General features: G+C 61.5%; 17 protein-coding genes. 9 read left to right on the forward strand and 8 right to left on the reverse strand.

The window, feature by feature from the left end:
* The first annotated feature begins 48 nt into the window (after positions 1-48).
* Together TX23_RS06665 and TX23_RS06670 are read left to right on the forward strand one after the other, a co-directional pair.
* The gene (locus TX23_RS06665; protein WP_057701526.1) at positions 49-513 is read left to right on the forward strand and encodes a hypothetical protein; all 465 of its coding nucleotides are present in this window, start codon (positions 49-51) and stop codon (positions 511-513) included.
* A gap of 15 nt (positions 514-528) precedes the next feature.
* Positions 529-1,341, forward strand: coding sequence for an SDR family oxidoreductase (locus TX23_RS06670; protein ID WP_057701527.1), 813 nt, complete (start codon positions 529-531; stop codon positions 1,339-1,341).
* On the opposite strand, the gene TX23_RS06675 is transcribed toward TX23_RS06670, so the two are convergent.
* Positions 1,338-2,195: a LysR family transcriptional regulator gene (locus tag TX23_RS06675; protein ID WP_057701528.1), complete on the reverse strand. Its 858-nt coding sequence runs from the start codon at positions 2,193-2,195 to the stop codon at positions 1,338-1,340. The two genes, TX23_RS06670 and TX23_RS06675, sit on opposite strands and share 4 nt — an antisense overlap.
* Positions 2,196-2,306: 111 nt before the next feature.
* Here TX23_RS06675 and TX23_RS06680 point away from each other — a divergent pair, with 111 nt between their 5' ends.
* Together TX23_RS06680 and TX23_RS06685 are read left to right on the forward strand one after the other, a co-directional pair.
* Positions 2,307-3,494, forward strand: a complete 1,188-nt coding sequence (locus TX23_RS06680; protein WP_057701529.1) for an MFS transporter — start codon at positions 2,307-2,309, stop codon at positions 3,492-3,494.
* Positions 3,487-3,888, forward strand: a complete 402-nt coding sequence (locus TX23_RS06685; RefSeq protein WP_057701530.1) for a hypothetical protein — start codon at positions 3,487-3,489, stop codon at positions 3,886-3,888. The genes TX23_RS06680 and TX23_RS06685 overlap by 8 nt, the downstream gene beginning before the upstream one ends.
* Before the next feature lie 180 nt (positions 3,889-4,068).
* On the opposite strand, the gene TX23_RS06690 is transcribed toward TX23_RS06685, so the two are convergent.
* Genes TX23_RS06690 through TX23_RS06705 form a run of 4 tightly spaced genes read right to left on the reverse strand, consistent with a single transcriptional unit; the run spans position 4,069 to position 8,853 of the window.
* A complete protein-coding gene (locus tag TX23_RS06690; RefSeq protein WP_057701531.1) occupies positions 4,069-4,929 on the reverse strand; it encodes an efflux RND transporter periplasmic adaptor subunit in 861 nt (286 codons plus the stop codon).
* A 10-nt stretch (positions 4,930-4,939) separates the two neighbouring features.
* Positions 4,940-5,140 carry a DUF1656 domain-containing protein gene (locus TX23_RS06695; RefSeq protein WP_005784982.1) on the reverse strand — a complete coding sequence of 67 codons (201 nt, stop codon included), beginning with the start codon at positions 5,138-5,140 and terminating at the stop codon, positions 4,940-4,942.
* Entirely contained in the window at positions 5,130-7,307 is a 2,178-nt protein-coding gene (locus tag TX23_RS06700; RefSeq protein ID WP_057701532.1) for an FUSC family protein, read from the reverse strand. Before TX23_RS06700 ends, TX23_RS06695 begins: the two co-directional genes overlap by 11 nt.
* Before the next feature lie 10 nt (positions 7,308-7,317).
* Positions 7,318-8,853: an efflux transporter outer membrane subunit gene (locus TX23_RS06705; protein WP_057701533.1), complete on the reverse strand. Its 1,536-nt coding sequence runs from the start codon at positions 8,851-8,853 to the stop codon at positions 7,318-7,320.
* Between the two features lie 181 nt (positions 8,854-9,034).
* Between TX23_RS06705 and TX23_RS06710 the strand changes: the two genes are divergently transcribed.
* Positions 9,035-10,003 (forward strand): LysR family transcriptional regulator, encoded by a 969-nt coding sequence (locus tag TX23_RS06710; RefSeq protein WP_057701534.1) that lies wholly within the window; start codon positions 9,035-9,037, stop codon positions 10,001-10,003.
* 54 nt (positions 10,004-10,057) lie between these two features.
* Here TX23_RS06710 and TX23_RS06715 read toward each other — a convergent pair whose 3' ends face one another.
* A complete protein-coding gene (locus TX23_RS06715) occupies positions 10,058-10,450 on the reverse strand; it encodes a hypothetical protein (RefSeq protein WP_057701535.1) in 393 nt (130 codons plus the stop codon).
* A gap of 234 nt (positions 10,451-10,684) precedes the next feature.
* Here TX23_RS06715 and TX23_RS06720 point away from each other — a divergent pair, with 234 nt between their 5' ends.
* The 4 genes from TX23_RS06720 to TX23_RS06735 all read left to right on the forward strand — a co-directional run bounded on the left by TX23_RS06720 (position 10,685) and on the right by TX23_RS06735 (position 14,075).
* The gene (locus TX23_RS06720) at positions 10,685-11,659 is read left to right on the forward strand and encodes a 2-hydroxyacid dehydrogenase (protein WP_057701536.1); all 975 of its coding nucleotides are present in this window, start codon (positions 10,685-10,687) and stop codon (positions 11,657-11,659) included.
* A 176-nt stretch (positions 11,660-11,835) separates the two neighbouring features.
* On the forward strand, positions 11,836-12,738 hold the full coding sequence (locus tag TX23_RS06725; protein ID WP_057701537.1) for a chemotaxis protein CheV: 903 nt from the start codon (positions 11,836-11,838) through the stop codon (positions 12,736-12,738).
* Positions 12,739-12,741: 3 nt separating this feature from the next.
* Complete coding sequence (locus TX23_RS06730; RefSeq protein ID WP_057701538.1) at positions 12,742-13,224, forward strand: GNAT family N-acetyltransferase; 483 nt, start codon at positions 12,742-12,744, stop codon at positions 13,222-13,224.
* Positions 13,225-13,331: 107 nt separating this feature from the next.
* Positions 13,332-14,075, forward strand: a complete 744-nt coding sequence (locus TX23_RS06735; protein ID WP_057701539.1) for a YkgJ family cysteine cluster protein — start codon at positions 13,332-13,334, stop codon at positions 14,073-14,075.
* 46 nt (positions 14,076-14,121) lie between these two features.
* Here the strand turns inward: TX23_RS06735 and TX23_RS06740 are convergent, their stop codons facing one another.
* Both TX23_RS06740 and TX23_RS06745 read right to left on the reverse strand, forming a co-directional pair.
* Complete coding sequence (locus TX23_RS06740; RefSeq protein WP_057701540.1) at positions 14,122-14,904, reverse strand: transporter substrate-binding domain-containing protein; 783 nt, start codon at positions 14,902-14,904, stop codon at positions 14,122-14,124.
* Positions 14,905-15,066: 162 nt separating this feature from the next.
* Positions 15,067-15,300, reverse strand: coding sequence for a hypothetical protein (locus TX23_RS06745; protein WP_057701541.1), 234 nt, complete (start codon positions 15,298-15,300; stop codon positions 15,067-15,069).
* Positions 15,301-15,326: the final 26 nt, after the last annotated feature.

Below are 15,326 nucleotides of genomic sequence, written 5' to 3' on the forward strand. Positions count from 1 at the left end.
CACCTACGCTTAAGTTAGGATGCTCGTTCACAATTCGAGGTGGTCTCCATGTTTTTCGGCGTTCTTCTGATCATCACCTGGCTGATCCTGCTGCTGCGCTACCCGGCCAAGGCGCTGCCGGTATCGCTGGCCGCTGCCGTCGGCCTGGGGTTTGTCGCAGTGTGGGTGGTATGGTTGGACACCCGCGAAGCGTCGCAACTGGCGCGCCTTGAGCTGCGCATCACCTACGCGCCGCAAGACTGCCCAGCCGACCGGCCGCTTAAACTGACCCTCAACAACGGCAACGACGTCCCCCTGACCGAACTGCGCTGGCGCGTCGCGGCCTATGCACCGGGGGACACCGTCAATCTGGCCGACAACGTCTACGCCGCGCCGCGCTACCGTGGACCCGGCGAATTGCAGGCCGGTGCGACCTGGGACGATTGCCTGCCCACTCCGCCATTGCGCCCCGGCTATCGCCCACAAACTCTGGAATTTCGCGCCGAGCATCTGCAAGGCAGCTTCTCGGACTGACAAAGGATGGAATCCATGCCCAACGTACTGATCACCGGTTGTTCCAGCGGCATCGGCCGCGCCCTCGCCGATGCGTTCAAGGCCGCAGGCTTCAACGTGTGGGCCAGCGCCCGCCAGCCCGATGACGTCGCCGCCCTCGCGGCCGCAGGCTTCAATGCCGTGCAGTTGGACGTCAATGACAGTGCCGCCTTGCAACGCCTGGCCGAGCAATTGAGCGAGCTGGATGTATTGGTCAACAACGCCGGCTACGGTGCCATGGGCCCGCTGCTCGACGGCGGCACCGAGGCGATGCAGCGCCAGTTCCAAACCAATGTGTTTTCCATCGTCGGCGTGACCCAGGCGCTGTTCCCCGCCCTGCGCCGCAGCAAGGGCATTGTGGTGAATATCGGCAGCGTTTCCGGGGTATTGGTGACGCCGTTCGCCGGTGCGTACTGCGCATCCAAAGCCGCTGTCCACGCCTTGAGCGACGCCCTGCGCATGGAGCTGGCACCGTTTGATGTACGCGTCATGGAGGTTCAACCCGGGGCGATCAATACCAGTTTTGCAAAGAATGCCGGTGCCCAGGCCGAACTGCTGCTCAACGAAACGTCGCCCTGGTGGCCGTTGCGCGAAGGCATTCGTGCCCGCAGCCAGGCCTCCCAGGACAACCCCACCCCAGCCAGTGAGTTTGCAGCGGATGTGCTCAAGGCCGTGCAACACGCCCAGCCACCGCGCCTGCTGCGCTCGGGCAACGGCAGCCGCGCGCTGCCGTTGATGGCGGCGCTGTTGCCCAAGGGGTTGTTGGAGAAGGTGTTGAAGAAGCGCTTTGGTTTGAGTGGCAGCCTCTAGCCCTTCATAAAATCAATAAACGCCCGCACCTTCAGCGGCAGGTGCCGGGTATCGGGGTACATCGCGTAGACCCCTTGGGGGGCGAAGCGGTGATCCGCCAGCACACGCACCAGCCGTCCAGCCTCCAGGTCTGCCTGCACCAGCCACTGCGGCAGGATCGCCACACCGTGGCCGCGCACGGCAAATGCCTGAAGCACTGCCGCGCTGTCAGCCACCAACGCAGCAGGCCCGGCGCGGTATTGATGTTGAATGCCCGCCGGTTCGGTCACGCTCAACTCGGTCAAGCGGCCATGGCCCAGTCGGGGGACCTGCTCCAACGCTTCCAGGGTCTGAACCTCGGCAAACTGCGGTGCCGCAACAGCAAACACATCGAACGTCGACAACTGCACCGCCCGATGATTGGAGTCCAGCAGGCGCCCCAGGCGAATCGCCACATCAAAACGTTCGGAGATCAGGTCGGCGTGGGTGGAAGATGTGGATAAGTGAATATTCAGGTCCGGGTGCAGGCGTCGAAAGGCTTCCACCGCCGGGGCGACCACCGCCAGGGCATATTCGACGGTGGTGGTGATGCGCAGGGTGCCCTTGAGCTGGGCATGTTCAGAGCGAGCTTCTTCCACCGCCAGGCGGGCTTCTTCGAGCATACGCGTGCAGCGCAGGTAGAAGCGCTCACCGGCATCGGTGAGTGCCAATTGCCGAGTGTTGCGGGTGAGCAGGGTGACACCCAGTTCCGCCTCCAGGCGTTTGAGGTTGAAGCTGACCACGGCGCGGGTCTGGCCGAGCAGATCCGCGGCGGCAGTGAGCGAGCCGGCCTCGACCACGGCCTTGAAGGTGTCGAATCGGTCCAGGCTCACCATGGGCCACGCGCTCCGTTGTCAAAATATTTTTGACAAACTAACAGTCAAACCGGCGTATCTCAAACCCTGCGCCCGCCCTACCCTGCACGCTTCATTCGCAGGATCGCGTTCATGACCTACCGCTCGAAAATCGCCTGGATCTTTCTACTGGGGTTTGCCCTGGACCTGGTGAACATGTTTGTCGCCACCGTCGCCTATCCGGACATCGCCCGCGAACTATCCGCCTCGGTCACGCAACTGGCGTGGATCAGCAATGCCTACATGCTTGGGCTGACGGTGATTATTCCTTTAAGTGTGTGGCTGGCGGCGCTCATGGGCGAACGCACGCTGATCGCCACCAGCCTGCTGCTGTTTGCCGGCGCATCGGCGATGGTCGGCCAGGCTGGCTCCATTGAGGCGTTGATTGGCTGGCGCGCTGTGCAGGGGCTCGGCGGCGGGTTGCTGATTCCGGTGGGGCAAGCCATGGCTTACCGACACTTTCCGGCTGGCGAGCGCAGCCAGTTGACGGCGCGGGTGATGTCGGTGGCATTGCTGGTACCGGCATTGTCCCCGGCGCTGGGCGGGGTGATTGTCGACAGCCTGTCCTGGCGCTGGATTTTCTACGCCAACCTGCCTCTGGCACTAGTGACCCTGCTGCTGGCGCTGCTGTGGATAAAACCCGATGTGCCTGCAAGCGTGCGTCCCTCTCTAGACCTGGTCGGTATATTCAAACAAGCCGCCAGCCCGATGTTGCGCGTGGCAATGCTGGTCTACCTGTGTATTCCGGGGGTATTTATCGGCACCAGCCTGATCGCCATCCTCTACGTGCGTGGCCGGGGGTATGACGCCACCCAGACCGGCGCGCTCATGTTGCCATGGGCACTGGCCTCGGCCGTGGCAATCTACCTGAGCAAACGACTCTTCAATCGCTGCGGCCCCAAACCGTTGTTGCTGGCCGGCATGGCGCTGCAATGCGGCGGTATCCTGCTGCTCAACGAGCCGGCGCTGATGATTGCGGCCTACGTTCTGATGGGCCTGGGCGGCAGCTTGTGCAGCAGCACCGCGCAAACCCTGGCCTTTCTGGATATTCCCGCCGAGCGTATGGGCCACGCCAGCGCGTTGTGGAACATGAACCGGCAAGTGAGCTTCTGCGTGGGCGCCGCCGTGCTCAGCGCAGTGCTGTCGGCCTTGGATTCCTTCACCATAACCTTCACGATAGCGGCAGCTCTGACCCTGTTGCCGCTTTTCGCAGTGTTGCGCCTGGATGCTTCCAGGGTACGCGCGCTGCTTCACCCTTGCAGCGAGCCCAAGCATGATTGACTACAGTGATTTTTTTGAAGAAGTGATCCAGACCCACGTCGAGATCGAACAATGGTTTGCCGGGATTGCGCCTGAGGGCACGCTGGAAAATTTGCTGGCGCGCTTCTCTCCCGAGTTCAGCATGGTGGCGCCCGCCACCGGTACGCGGGTCAACACGGCCGGGGTCAATGCGCTATTCACGCGCCTGGGCGGGATGCGGCCGGGACTGAAAATCACCCTGAGTGAAATGACCGGCATCGACCGCCATGCACGCGGCGCGACGGTCACGTATCGCGAGCATCAGATTGACGACAGTGGCACCCAGACCGACCGCCGCGCCACGGTGGTGTTCGAGAAACAGGCCAGTGGCGCGCTGCTGTGGCGGCACTTGCATGAAACCTTTATCAAAGCTTAAAGCGGTCTAAATGTGTGAGGGGGCTTACATCGCCCTCTGTAGGAGCGAGCTTGCTCGCGAAAAACCGCAACGATAACGCGTGCTTCCTGAATGAACGCGGCGCCTAGGAGTTTTTCGCGAGCAAGCTCGCTCCTACAACAGCCTTAACTGACTGGCATTAGGGCTTGCCCCCCACATTTTTTAGTTTTGTGTTGGGTTGACGATCACGGTGCAAGTAATCCCCGCCGCCAACAACACGCCCTCCGGCACTTCATCAATGTGAATCCGCACCGGCACACGCTGGGCCAAGCGCACCCAGTTGAAGGTCGGGTTCACATCGGCAATCAGCTCGCGGCTCTCGGGGTTGTCGCGGTCGTAGATGCCGCGCGAGATGCTTTCCACATGGCCCTTCAAGGTCTCGCCGCTCATCAATTGCATATCGGCTTTGTCGCCCACCTTCACGTGGGGCAGTTTGGTTTCTTCAAAGAAGCCATAGACCCAGAACGAGTTCATATCCACCACGGCCATTTTCGCTTCGCCGATACGCGCATAGTCGCCACGGTGCACGTTGAGGTTGGTGACATAACCGTCCACCGCCGCCAGCACTCGCGTGCGTTTCAAGTTGAGTTCGGCGGCCTCCAGTTGCGCCAGGGCGTGCTGATAATCGGCCAGGGCCGAGTCGGCAATGTTGCTGGCGTCGTCGCGGTTTTCCCTGGAGATCACCAGGGCGTCGAGGTCGGCGCGGCGATGGGCGTTGAGCTTGCGCATTTCCCAGGTGGCCTTGCGTGAAGCCACCAACGATTGCGCCTGCTTGACCGCGATACGGTAGTGCTCAGGATCGATCTGCATCAGCAGGTCGCCTTTTTTCACCAACTGGTTATCGCGTACCGGCACGTCCACCACTTCGCCGGTAACGTCAGCGGCCACATTAATGATATCGGCACGTACGCGACCGTCGCGGGTCCACGGCGTTTGCATGTAGTGCACCCACAATGTGCGGCCTATCCAGATCGCCAGGGCCAGAACCAGCAAGGTCGCGAGCAGGCTGAAAAACTTTTTCATCGGGGCATTCTCAACGGTAGACGCTCAGCGCCAGGGCGCCGAACAGGCAAGCGAACAGGCTCAGACGCAGCAGCGCCGGGTGCCAGAAAAACCGGTACAGGTCGAACCCGGCCAGGAAGCGATCAATCGCCCAGGCCAGCCCCGCGGCAATCAAAAACATCAGGGTCATGGTCGGCATATAGATGCCGTGAAATGCAATTTCACGAGGCATTCGGGGCTCCTTTGAGGGCGGCCAGGGGCGATTGCGGGTCGAGCAGCGAGGTGCGAATAAAGTGCAGGTAGCTCTTCACCCGGCGCAGGGCCGAGGTGTCGAAGTGCGGGGCGAAGGGTTCGTCGGTGGCCTGCACACGGCTGATCGCATGGTCGACAGCAACCAAGCCACGCTCCAGATTGCTGGCGCTCGGTTGCAGAAACAACCGCACCAGCGAACGGCCCATCACGCGGATCGCCTGGCGCCACGGCTGCGATTCGGCATACGCCGGATGCACTGGCAGGATCGCCTGCTCCTTGCGCAATTCGATGATGGCGTGGCCGACTTCCAGCACCACGAACATCCAGCGCAGCAGATCACGTTGCACCTGGGGCTGGCCGGCCGCGAGGCCATAAGCCTGGTGCAACAGGTCGCGGGTGCGGCTTTCAAAACTCGACGCCAGGCCCTTGAGTTTGCCGCTGATGGCATACACCACCTGCTCACGCAGGTCCTGCTCCAGGCGGCGCCACAGCCAGCGGCTGTTGGGCGGCAGGATGATCGCCCCCGCTGCCGCGCACACCAACATGCCGATAACCATGGCGATGTAGTCGTTAATAAAGGTGTAGGGGTTGTAGACCGTGAGGTTGTCCGGCACCGAACCGGTGCTGAAGAAAATCAACAGCCCCACGCCCACACCGGCGTATTGCGGGCGTGAAGAAAGAAAGGCACCGAAGATGATCACCGGTGCGAGCATCACGCACAGCAACGGGAAGCCATCGATCCAGGGGAACACGAAGAACATTTCGACAAAGCCGACCAAAGCACCGATCAGCGTGCCGCAAGCCATTTGAAACGCCATGCGCTTGGGGTTGGGCGTAGCGGCAGACAGGCCCACCGTCGCCGCCGCGATCAAGGTCATGGTAGCGCCGCTGGGCCAGGCGGTGGCCACCCAGTAACTGCCCAGCACAATCAGGATAAACGAGGCGCGCACCCCGGCGGCGGCGCAGGCCAGCCAGTTGGTTTTGGGCGTATAGGCTTCGTGCCAGTCTTCGCGTGCATGGCGGTGGTCAGCCAGTGAGGCATGGGTTTGTGCGTAGTTGTGCAGGTCGTCGACGAAGCGGTACAGCAGCTCGTAGGCCGTATGAAAATCCAATTGCTCGGCTTCGGTAGGGTCACCCTCCTGAAAGCTGGTGCGCAGGCTGCGCACCTTGGCAGGCAAACCGTCCTTGTAGGCGCTCAGTTGGCTGGCCAGGCGTGCCGCATCGGGGCTGGTGAGAGCACGACCCGAGAAGCCGTCGAGCACTTCGGCCAGGTCCTGTAGCCCGGGTTTGATCGCTGCGACCACATGATCGGCCGCGTCGGCGCGCAGTCGTTCAAGCAACTGGTGCAGGGCGTTGAAGCGCGTGGTGATGCTCATGAATTCGCTGTTGAGGCGACTGAGCCGCCCGTTGCGCCGACGCATGTGCGGGTCTTCGAACACGGTGACGCTGCGCAACCCTTCCAGGCCCACGGCTTCGGCGATAAAGCGCACGTTGCTGGCCTCGAACCCTTCGCGCTGGCTGCGCCCGCGCAGGCCGTCGGTGACGAACAATGCGAACACGCCGAAGCGCTGGTACAACGCGTTGCGCATGGCGGCGCTGGAGGTCTGCGGCAAGATGGCGGCGCTGACCACTGTCGAGCACAGAATCCCCAGAGAGATTTCCAGCACCCGCCACACCGCCGCCATAAAGGCGCCGTCCGGGTGCGCCAGGGCCGGCAGGCCGACCATCGCCGCGGTGTAGCCGGCAAGCACAAACCCATAGGCGCGGAAGTTGCGGTTGCGCGTAGCGCCGGCGGTGCAAATACCTACCCAGATCGCCAGCGCGCCGAGGAACAGCTCAGTGTTCTGCGCAAACAAGGCGATCAGCAGCACCATCACCGCCGAGCCTGCCAGGGTTCCGAGGAAGCGATAGAAACTCTTGGCGAACACCTGGCCGCTCTGGGGCTGCATCACAATAAATACGGTGATCATTGCGGTGCGCGGTTGCGGCAGTTCCAGGCGCATCGCCAGCCACAGCGTGAGGAACGCGGCGACCAGCACCTTGAAGATATACACCCAGGTCACGCCGTCGCTGCGTGCCCAGTCGAAAAAGCCACGGCGCCATTCAAGGGAATGCAACCAGCGCAGCGGTGCAGGCAAGGGAGTCATCAAATCCTACTCAGTGGTCGAACACGGCAAGCGCCGCCGGGGTCTTGCTCGGGAGGGTCTTGGTATCCAGGGGCACATCGTTGCCGGCACCAAGGCCGCCGCCCAACGCCGTCACCAGTTCGGCATGGGCACTCAGACGCGCCGCCTGCACCTGTTGCGCGACCTGTTGCTGACGGAACAGCAGGGTCTGGGCGTTGAGCACATTGAGGTAATCGGTTAGGCCACGCTGGTAGGCGATCATGGCGATGTCGTAAGTCTTCTGCGCCGAGGCCACCGACTGCGCGGCGAAGGCCGACTGCTTGTCCATGGACTCGCGGCGGATCAACTGGTCGCTGATGCCCTTGAGCGCATTGACCAGCGTCTGGTTGTACTGGGCGACCGCGATGTCATAGCCGGCACTGGCCTCGCCTAATTGAGAACGCAGGCGGCCGCCGTCAAAGATCGGCAAGGTGATCGCCGGACCGACGTTGTAGTTGAATTTCTTGCCGGCCAGGAATTCCAGCATACCGCCGCCCGTGGCCATGTAGCCGAAGCTGCCGACCAGATCGACGTTGGGGTAGAAACCGGCGTGGGCCACATCGATGCCACGGGCCTGGGCCGCCACTTGCCAGCGGCTGGCGACCACATCCGGGCGTTGGCCGAGCAGTTGCGCTGGCAAACGTGAGGGCAGTTTCAATGGCGCGGCGAGAGCCAGGGTCGGACGTTGCAACTGTGCGCCCTCCCCCGGTCCTTTGCCGGCCAGGGCCGCCAGCTGGTTCCGGCTCAGGGCGATTTCCTCATCCAGGGCATCCAGTTGGCGATGGGTTTCCGGCAGCGGGGTTTCGGCCTGGCTGACGTCAAAATGGGTGCCGATCCCGGCGTTCAGGCGTTTGTTGGCCAGGTCGAGAATCTGCTGTTGCTGGGCCAGGGTGGCGGCGACGATATCGCGGTTGGCGTAATGCAACGACAGCTGGATATAGGCGCGCACCACGTTGTTCTGCAATTCGAGCTGGGCCTGACGCGCTTCGGCGGCGCTCATGTGCGCCAGGTCAACGGCGCGTTCAGTGCTGTTGCTTTCACGGCCCCACAGGTCGAGGGCGTAACTCAGGCCCAGGGACGAGTTGTTGTCCCAGGTATTGGCGCCGCTCAATTCACCGGGGCCATAGAACTGATCTTTCGGCCAGTTGTGGCGCTTGAGAGTGGTGTCACTGTTGATCTGCAACGACTCGGCTGATTCAGCCACCCCGGCCAGCGCCCGGGCTTGTCGCACGCGTGCAGCAGCCATGGCCAGGCTGGGGCTGTTCTGGGTCGCCAGCGCGACCCAACGGTTAAGCTGCGGGTCGCCGTAGGCTTGCCACCATTGGGCGGTGGGCCAATGAGCATCCTGAGCGGCGTCTTGAATGGCTTCATCGGTGGCCAGGGTATTGGCGTTGAGGGCCTGGCCTTGGGGGGCAATTCCTCCGGTTCCGATGCAACCGCCGATGGCTAACGATAAGGCGCAAACACAGAGAGCCTTCAGCTCTCTATTGATGAGAGTCTTCAGCTCTCTGCTGATGTGACGCGGCACGGCAAGCGAATTCCTGAAAGGTGTTGCGCAAGAGGTGGCGCAATTCTAGGCGGCGGCATGGAGGACGATAAGCTGGCATTCCTGTGAATCTTTGTTACCGTTCAGGCGATAATCCGTTGGTAGGGATCACTGGTCGGCGTAACTTTCTGTCACAATTTGTCATCTCCCTTGAGAACACTCCATGGACACTTTGCAAAACATGCGCGCTTTCAGTTGCGTGGCCGAAGCCGGCAGCTTCACCGCCGCCGCCGTGCAACTGGACACCACCACGGCCAACGTCTCGCGCGCGGTCTCCAACCTTGAGGCCCACCTGCAAACCCGCTTGCTCAACCGCACCACCCGACGCATCGCGCTGACCGAAGCCGGCAAACGCTATTTGCTGCGCTGTGAGCAGATCCTGGCCTACGTCGAAGAAGCCGAAGCCGAGGCCAGCGACGCCCACGCCCGCCCCGCCGGGCAGCTCAAAGTGCACACCATGACCGGCATCGGCCAGCACTTCGTCATCGATGCGATTGCCCGTTACCGCCGCACGCACCCCGACGTGACCTTCGACCTGACCCTGGCCAACCGCGTGCCGGACTTGCTCGATGAGGGCTACGACGTGTCCATCGTGCTGGCCAGTGAACTGCCGGATTCGGGGTTCGTGTCCCAGCGCCTTGGCATCACCTACAGCATTGCCTGTGCCTCGCCGGACTACGTCAAGGCCAAAGGTTGCGCACAACGGCCCCAGGATTTGCTCAACCATGCCTGCCTGCGCCTGGTCAGCCCGGTGGTCCAGCTGGATAAATGGACCTTCAACGGCCCTGAAGGCCAGGAAAGCGTGGCAATCAACAGCTCGCCGTTCCTGGTCAACTCGGCCGACGCGATGAAAACCGCGATCACCAGCGGCATGGGCGTTGGCCTACTGCCGGTGTACGCCGCTATTGAAGGGCTGCGCAACGGCACACTGGTGCGGGTGATGCCGACCTACCGTTCTCAGGAATTGAACCTGTACGCCATCTACCCTTCGCGCCAATACCTGGATGCGAAGATCAAGACCTGGGTGGAGTACCTGCGCGGTTCGTTGCCGGAGATTCTGGCGGCGCACCAGGCAGAATTGGTGGCGTATGAGTTGAGCGGTGGTTTGGGTGGTAATCGCTTGAGCAATTGAGCCGTGCCTGCCGTGCCCTGTCCTGAAAGGGTCGGCAGGCATTGATATGGCGTGTCACTTGACGGTGAAGGTTGTCCAGCTAGAGGTTTGTGCGCCATCAATGAAGTAAACACACAAACCCAGTTCGTCTTTATACAGTTGTTCAACATACGCTTTGGGGAAGAGAACGGTGTGAGGCTTCACCTCCCGCACGGTGAAGCAAACGTTATGGTCGCCCGGCCCGGGCCTGTTGCCGAACAGATACACATCGATGTTCTGCCCCACCTGCATAGTGTCGTAATCCACCCCGACCTCCAGCCCGGTATCAGGCACACGGTCGACGTGCAACTCGCCGTTGACGATCAAATCGATCGTGGGGGCTTTGGGCAAGAGCGTGTCAATCTCATCGTTCGCCTTACCAGTGGCCAGCAATTTTCTGATGCGAGCAATTTCTTCATTGATATACATAAGGGTTATCTCCTGTTCAAAGGCCTCAACACCCGCCTCAAAAGGCGAAAATAGGCGTTCGTGTAGTGTTCGAACAGCTCGTAACCTTCACAGTTGACATGCATTAAAACTAATGAAGCGCCAGCTGACAGGTTAAAAACCTGCAAAGCTCTGATTGGACATGTCAGCCTGACAACCCTAACCAGGAATGTTAGCGTGCTTGGCATTCTTCCGTAGTCGACGAGTCCGCCTGCAATGAAAAAGACTGTCCTGGCCTTCAGCCGCATCACCGCGCCCATGATCGAACGCCTGCAACAGGATTTCGAGGTGATCGTGCCCAACCCCAAGCTGGGTGATATCAACGCGCAGTTCAACGAAGCCCTGCCCCACGTCCATGGTTTGATCGGTGTGGGTCGCAAGCTGGGCCGTGAGCAGCTTGAAGGCGCGAGCAAGCTGGAAGTGGTATCCAGTGTGTCGGTGGGCTACGACAACTACGACGTGCCGTACTTCAACGAGCGCGGGATCATGCTCACCAATACCCCTGATGTGCTCACCGAAAGCACCGCCGACCTGGCCTTCGCCCTGCTGATGAGCAGCGCACGTCGGGTGGCCGAGCTGGACGCCTGGACCAAGGCCGGTCAATGGAAAGCCAGCGTCGGCGCGCCATTGTTTGGCTGCGATGTACACGGCAAGACCCTGGGCATCGTCGGCATGGGCAACATCGGCGCAGCCGTGGCCCGACGCGGGCGCCTGGGCTTCAATATGCCGATCCTCTACAGCGGCAACAGCCGCAAGACCGCGCTGGAGCAAGAGCTGGGCGCGCAGTTGCGTAGCCTGGATCAACTGCTGGCCGAGGCGGATTTCGTTTGCCTGGTGGTACCACTGAGCGACAAGACTCATCACCTGATCAGCACCCGCGAGCTTGCGCTGATGAAACCCAGCGCAATCCTGATCAATATCTCCCGCGGGCCGGTGGTGGATGAGCCGGCACTGGTCGAAGCCCTGCAAAGCCAGCGCATTCGCGGTGCGGGGCTGGATGTGTATGAAAAGGAACCGCTGGCCGAATCGCCGCTGTTCCAACTGAGCAATGCGGTCACCCTGCCGCACATCGGTTCGGCCACCGGTGAAACCCGCGAAGCCATGGCCAACCGCGCATTGGACAACCTGCGCAGCGCCCTGCTGGGCCAGCGCCCCCAGGATCTTGTGAACCCGCAGGTCTGGAAGGGCTGATACCCCGCCCCACTGTAGGAGCGAGCTTGCTCGCGAAAGACGTCAACGATAACGCGCAAAATCTGTTTTAACGCGGCGCTTTCAAGTTCTTCGCGAGCAAGCTCGCTCCTACAGTTTTCGGGGCAAGGGTCGATAACGGTGTATAGATCGTCATCCCTGATCCACAGAAGGTTTTTATGTCCACCACCAAAGCCCGCGCAGACTCGCTCTCGCTTCTGCTCTTTACCTTGCGCAGCGGCAAGCTGATGGCCATCAACCTGTTGAAAGTCAGTGAGATCATCCCCTGCCCGCCGCTGACCAAGCTGCCGGAGTCCCACCCCCACGTCAAAGGCATCGCCACCTTGCGCGGCGCTTCGCTGTCGGTGATCGACCTGAGCCGTGCCCTCGGTGAAATGCCCTTGCAAGACCCGGACGGAGGCTGCCTGATCGTCACCGATGTCAGCCGTTCCAAGCAGGGCTTGCATGTGCAGGCGGTGAGCAAGATTGTGCATTGCCTGACCACCGACATCCGCCCACCCCCCTACGGCTCCGGTGGCAATCGGGCGTTTATCACCGGGGTAACCCAGGTGGAAGGTGGCCTGGTGCAGGTGCTGGATATCGAAAAAGTTATCCACGGCATCGCCCCGGCACCGATTGAAACGGCACCGACCGACCTGACCATGGAAGAAGCCGAAGTGCTGGGCAACGCCCGCATCCTGGTGGTGGACGACAGCCAGGTGGCCTTGCAGCAGTCGGTACACACCCTGCGCAACCTTGGCCTGACCTGCCATACCGCGCGCAGTGCCAAGGAAGCCATTGACGTGTTGCTGGAGCTGCAAGGCACGGGCGAGCAGATCAATGTGGTGGTGTCGGACATCGAAATGTCCGAGATGGACGGCTACGCCCTCACCCGCACCCTGCGCGAAACTCCGGACTTCAAGGACCTCTACGTGCTGTTGCACACCTCCCTGGACAGCGCGATGAACAGCGAAAAAGCCCGCCTGGCCGGTGCCGATGCAGTGCTCACCAAATTCTCCTCGCCGGAGTTGACCAAGTACCTGGTCATCGCCGCGCAAACCGTGGCGCAAAAGGGCCTGTAAGCGGTGGCCGAGTATTTCCAGCTGCTGCGCCGCGACCTCACGGGCAGCCTGCCCGCCCCGCAGTGGCCGGCGAATACCCGGCTGGATCATTACCGTGATGAGTTGGCCCCGGCGATCCATGCCGTGTTGCGCCTGACCCAGGATCAGGGCGGCGGCCGTGTCGCCAGCCTGGATGAATGGCGCCGACAGTTCGTGACCGATGCCGAGTGCGACCCGACGTTGTGCCTGGTCGCCATCAACGGCGACGGCATTCTCGGTGTCGCCCAGTGCTGGACCAGCGCCTTCATCAAGAACCTCGCGGCACACCCTTGCGCCCAGGGCCAGGGGCTGGGCCGCGCCTTGTTGCTGCACAGCTTCCAGGTGTTCAAGCAGCGCGGCGAACCCTATGTGGATCTCAAGGTGCTGGAGAGCAACCTGCGTGCCCGGCATCTGTATGAAAGTGCCGGTATGAGATTTGTGCTGCGCGACATAGTGCCCAAAGACTGACAATCACTGGCGCATAACTTGCTTCCAGAGTGCCGAGCGGTGAATAGAGGTAAAAACCCGTCACCCCTCAAGCGTGCCCTCTGACCTAGCCTGGTGACAGATCCGCCATGAACACTCAATTTTCTTGCGTAGGTTGCGGCAAATGCTGCAGCGACCATCACGTCCCCCTGACCCTTGAAGAAGCCCGCAGTTGGGCGGCGGACGGCGGTAACGTCATCGTCCTGGTCGAGGGTTTCCTGGGCAACGGCCTGGGCCTGCCCCCGCAACAACGTGAACACGCCGAACGCCGTTCGGTGATCGTGCCCAGCGGCACTACCGAGGCGTTTGTGGCAATCACCTTCGCCGCCTACAACGCCGGACGCTGCCGGAATCTTGACGAAGACAACCTTTGCCGCATCTATGAACGGCGCCCGCTGGTATGCCGAATCTATCCGATGGAGATCAACCCGCACATTCCGCTGAACCCGAGTGCCAAGGATTGCCCGCCAGAATCCTGGGAGCAGGGCCCTGCATTGATCGTCGGTGGCGAGTTGATGGACAAGGAGCTGGCTGAGCTGATCCGCCGCTCGCGCCAGGCCGACCGTGATGACGTGCAGACCAAGGAGGCGGTATGTGCGTTGCTCGGCATTCATACCACAGCACTCAAGGGCGACGGTTTTACCGCCTACCTGCCGGATATGCAGGCATTTGCCCAGGCTATTGAGCAGGCGGCAGTCCAGCCGAACGTGGCCAATGAATGGGTGTTCCATGTGTCCGGCATGGACATCGCCGAACAACTGCTGGACGCCGGGGCGCAGATTGCCACCCAAGTCCCGGCCAACTATGCGTTTATCTCGTTGCGGGCGGCCTGACCGCTGAGGAGGCTAATGGTGCGCCCGCGCAGGGGATCCACAGCCATCACGACCTGGAAGGCGCTACATCCAGACGATAGGGCTGGAGGATGCGTTGGTACTCGCCGTTTTGCATCAGTTGTTCAAGCGCATGGTTCAGCTCATTGCGCAGTGCGGTATCGGGTTTGCGCACCGCGATCGCCACGCTGCTGCCCAACAGGCTCGATGACACCACAGGCCCAAGGAAACCGAAGTCCAGGCCGTCGGCCCTGTCGAGCAGTGCCTCACGGATCTCCACGGCACCTTGCAGGGTCGCATCGATATCACCTGCCACCAGGCTCTGAACCAGTTGGTCGTTAAGCCAGAAACTTCTGATGATCACCCCGGCCGGCGCCCACTGCGAGAGCGCAAAGGCTTCACGATTACTCCTGACCAGTACACCCACGCGTTTGCCCTTGAGCGAGCGCCGATTAGGGGTCAAACCCGAAGTTTTGCGGCCCACCAGGCGGGTGCTGATCGGGTAGAGGTCATCGGTAAAACTCACCCGCTGTCGGCGTCGACATGTCGGTGCCATGCCCATGATCGCATCAAACTGCCTGGCTTCGAGGGCGGGGAAATTCTCCATGACGACTTGGTCAACCCAGATACAGCGGACGTTGAGCTGTACACACAAAGCGTTGCCCAGTTCGATATTCAGCCCCACCAGTTGCCCTTGCGGGTTACGGCTTTGAAACGGGGGAAAATGCGCGGCCACGGCAAAGCGGATCTCGCGCCGCGGTTGAATGTCGCCAGCAACGGCAGGCGTCGAGAGCAAGAGGGCAAGCACGGCACAGAGGTGTATCAGGGCCACGAGAACGTCCTATTCCGGAAAGCTGACTCACAGCGTCCCGATAGGCGTTATCGGGACGAAGCAAACGCTGTGCAAGCTTTCAAGAATCGACCGCGAACCTACAAGTAGAAATAACGACAGGCAACGTAGGCAAGTGCCTATAACGCAGCCATAACCTTAGCCTTAACGTTTACCCATCGAACGGCGGGTGCCCGGGGGCGCCATGCCTGGCGTTTTGGTATGGCCGTTCTTGGCGCCGCCTTTATACCAGGGCTGGCTGGCGTTCCTGGCGCCTGCCAGTTCACCCGGTTTGAAGGGGAACTTGAACGCCGGGATCTCGGCTTTTTCAGCGCCGTCGGCGGTGGCCGAATCGACGAAGTCGGCCGCTTCGACAGGGGGTTGGGTGGGGGAAGTCATAGGGGCTCCGGCACAGCTATAGGTGT

The organism is Pseudomonas paralactis, from assembly GCF_001439735.1.
Taxonomy (GTDB): Bacteria; Pseudomonadota; Gammaproteobacteria; order Pseudomonadales; family Pseudomonadaceae; genus Aquipseudomonas; species Aquipseudomonas paralactis.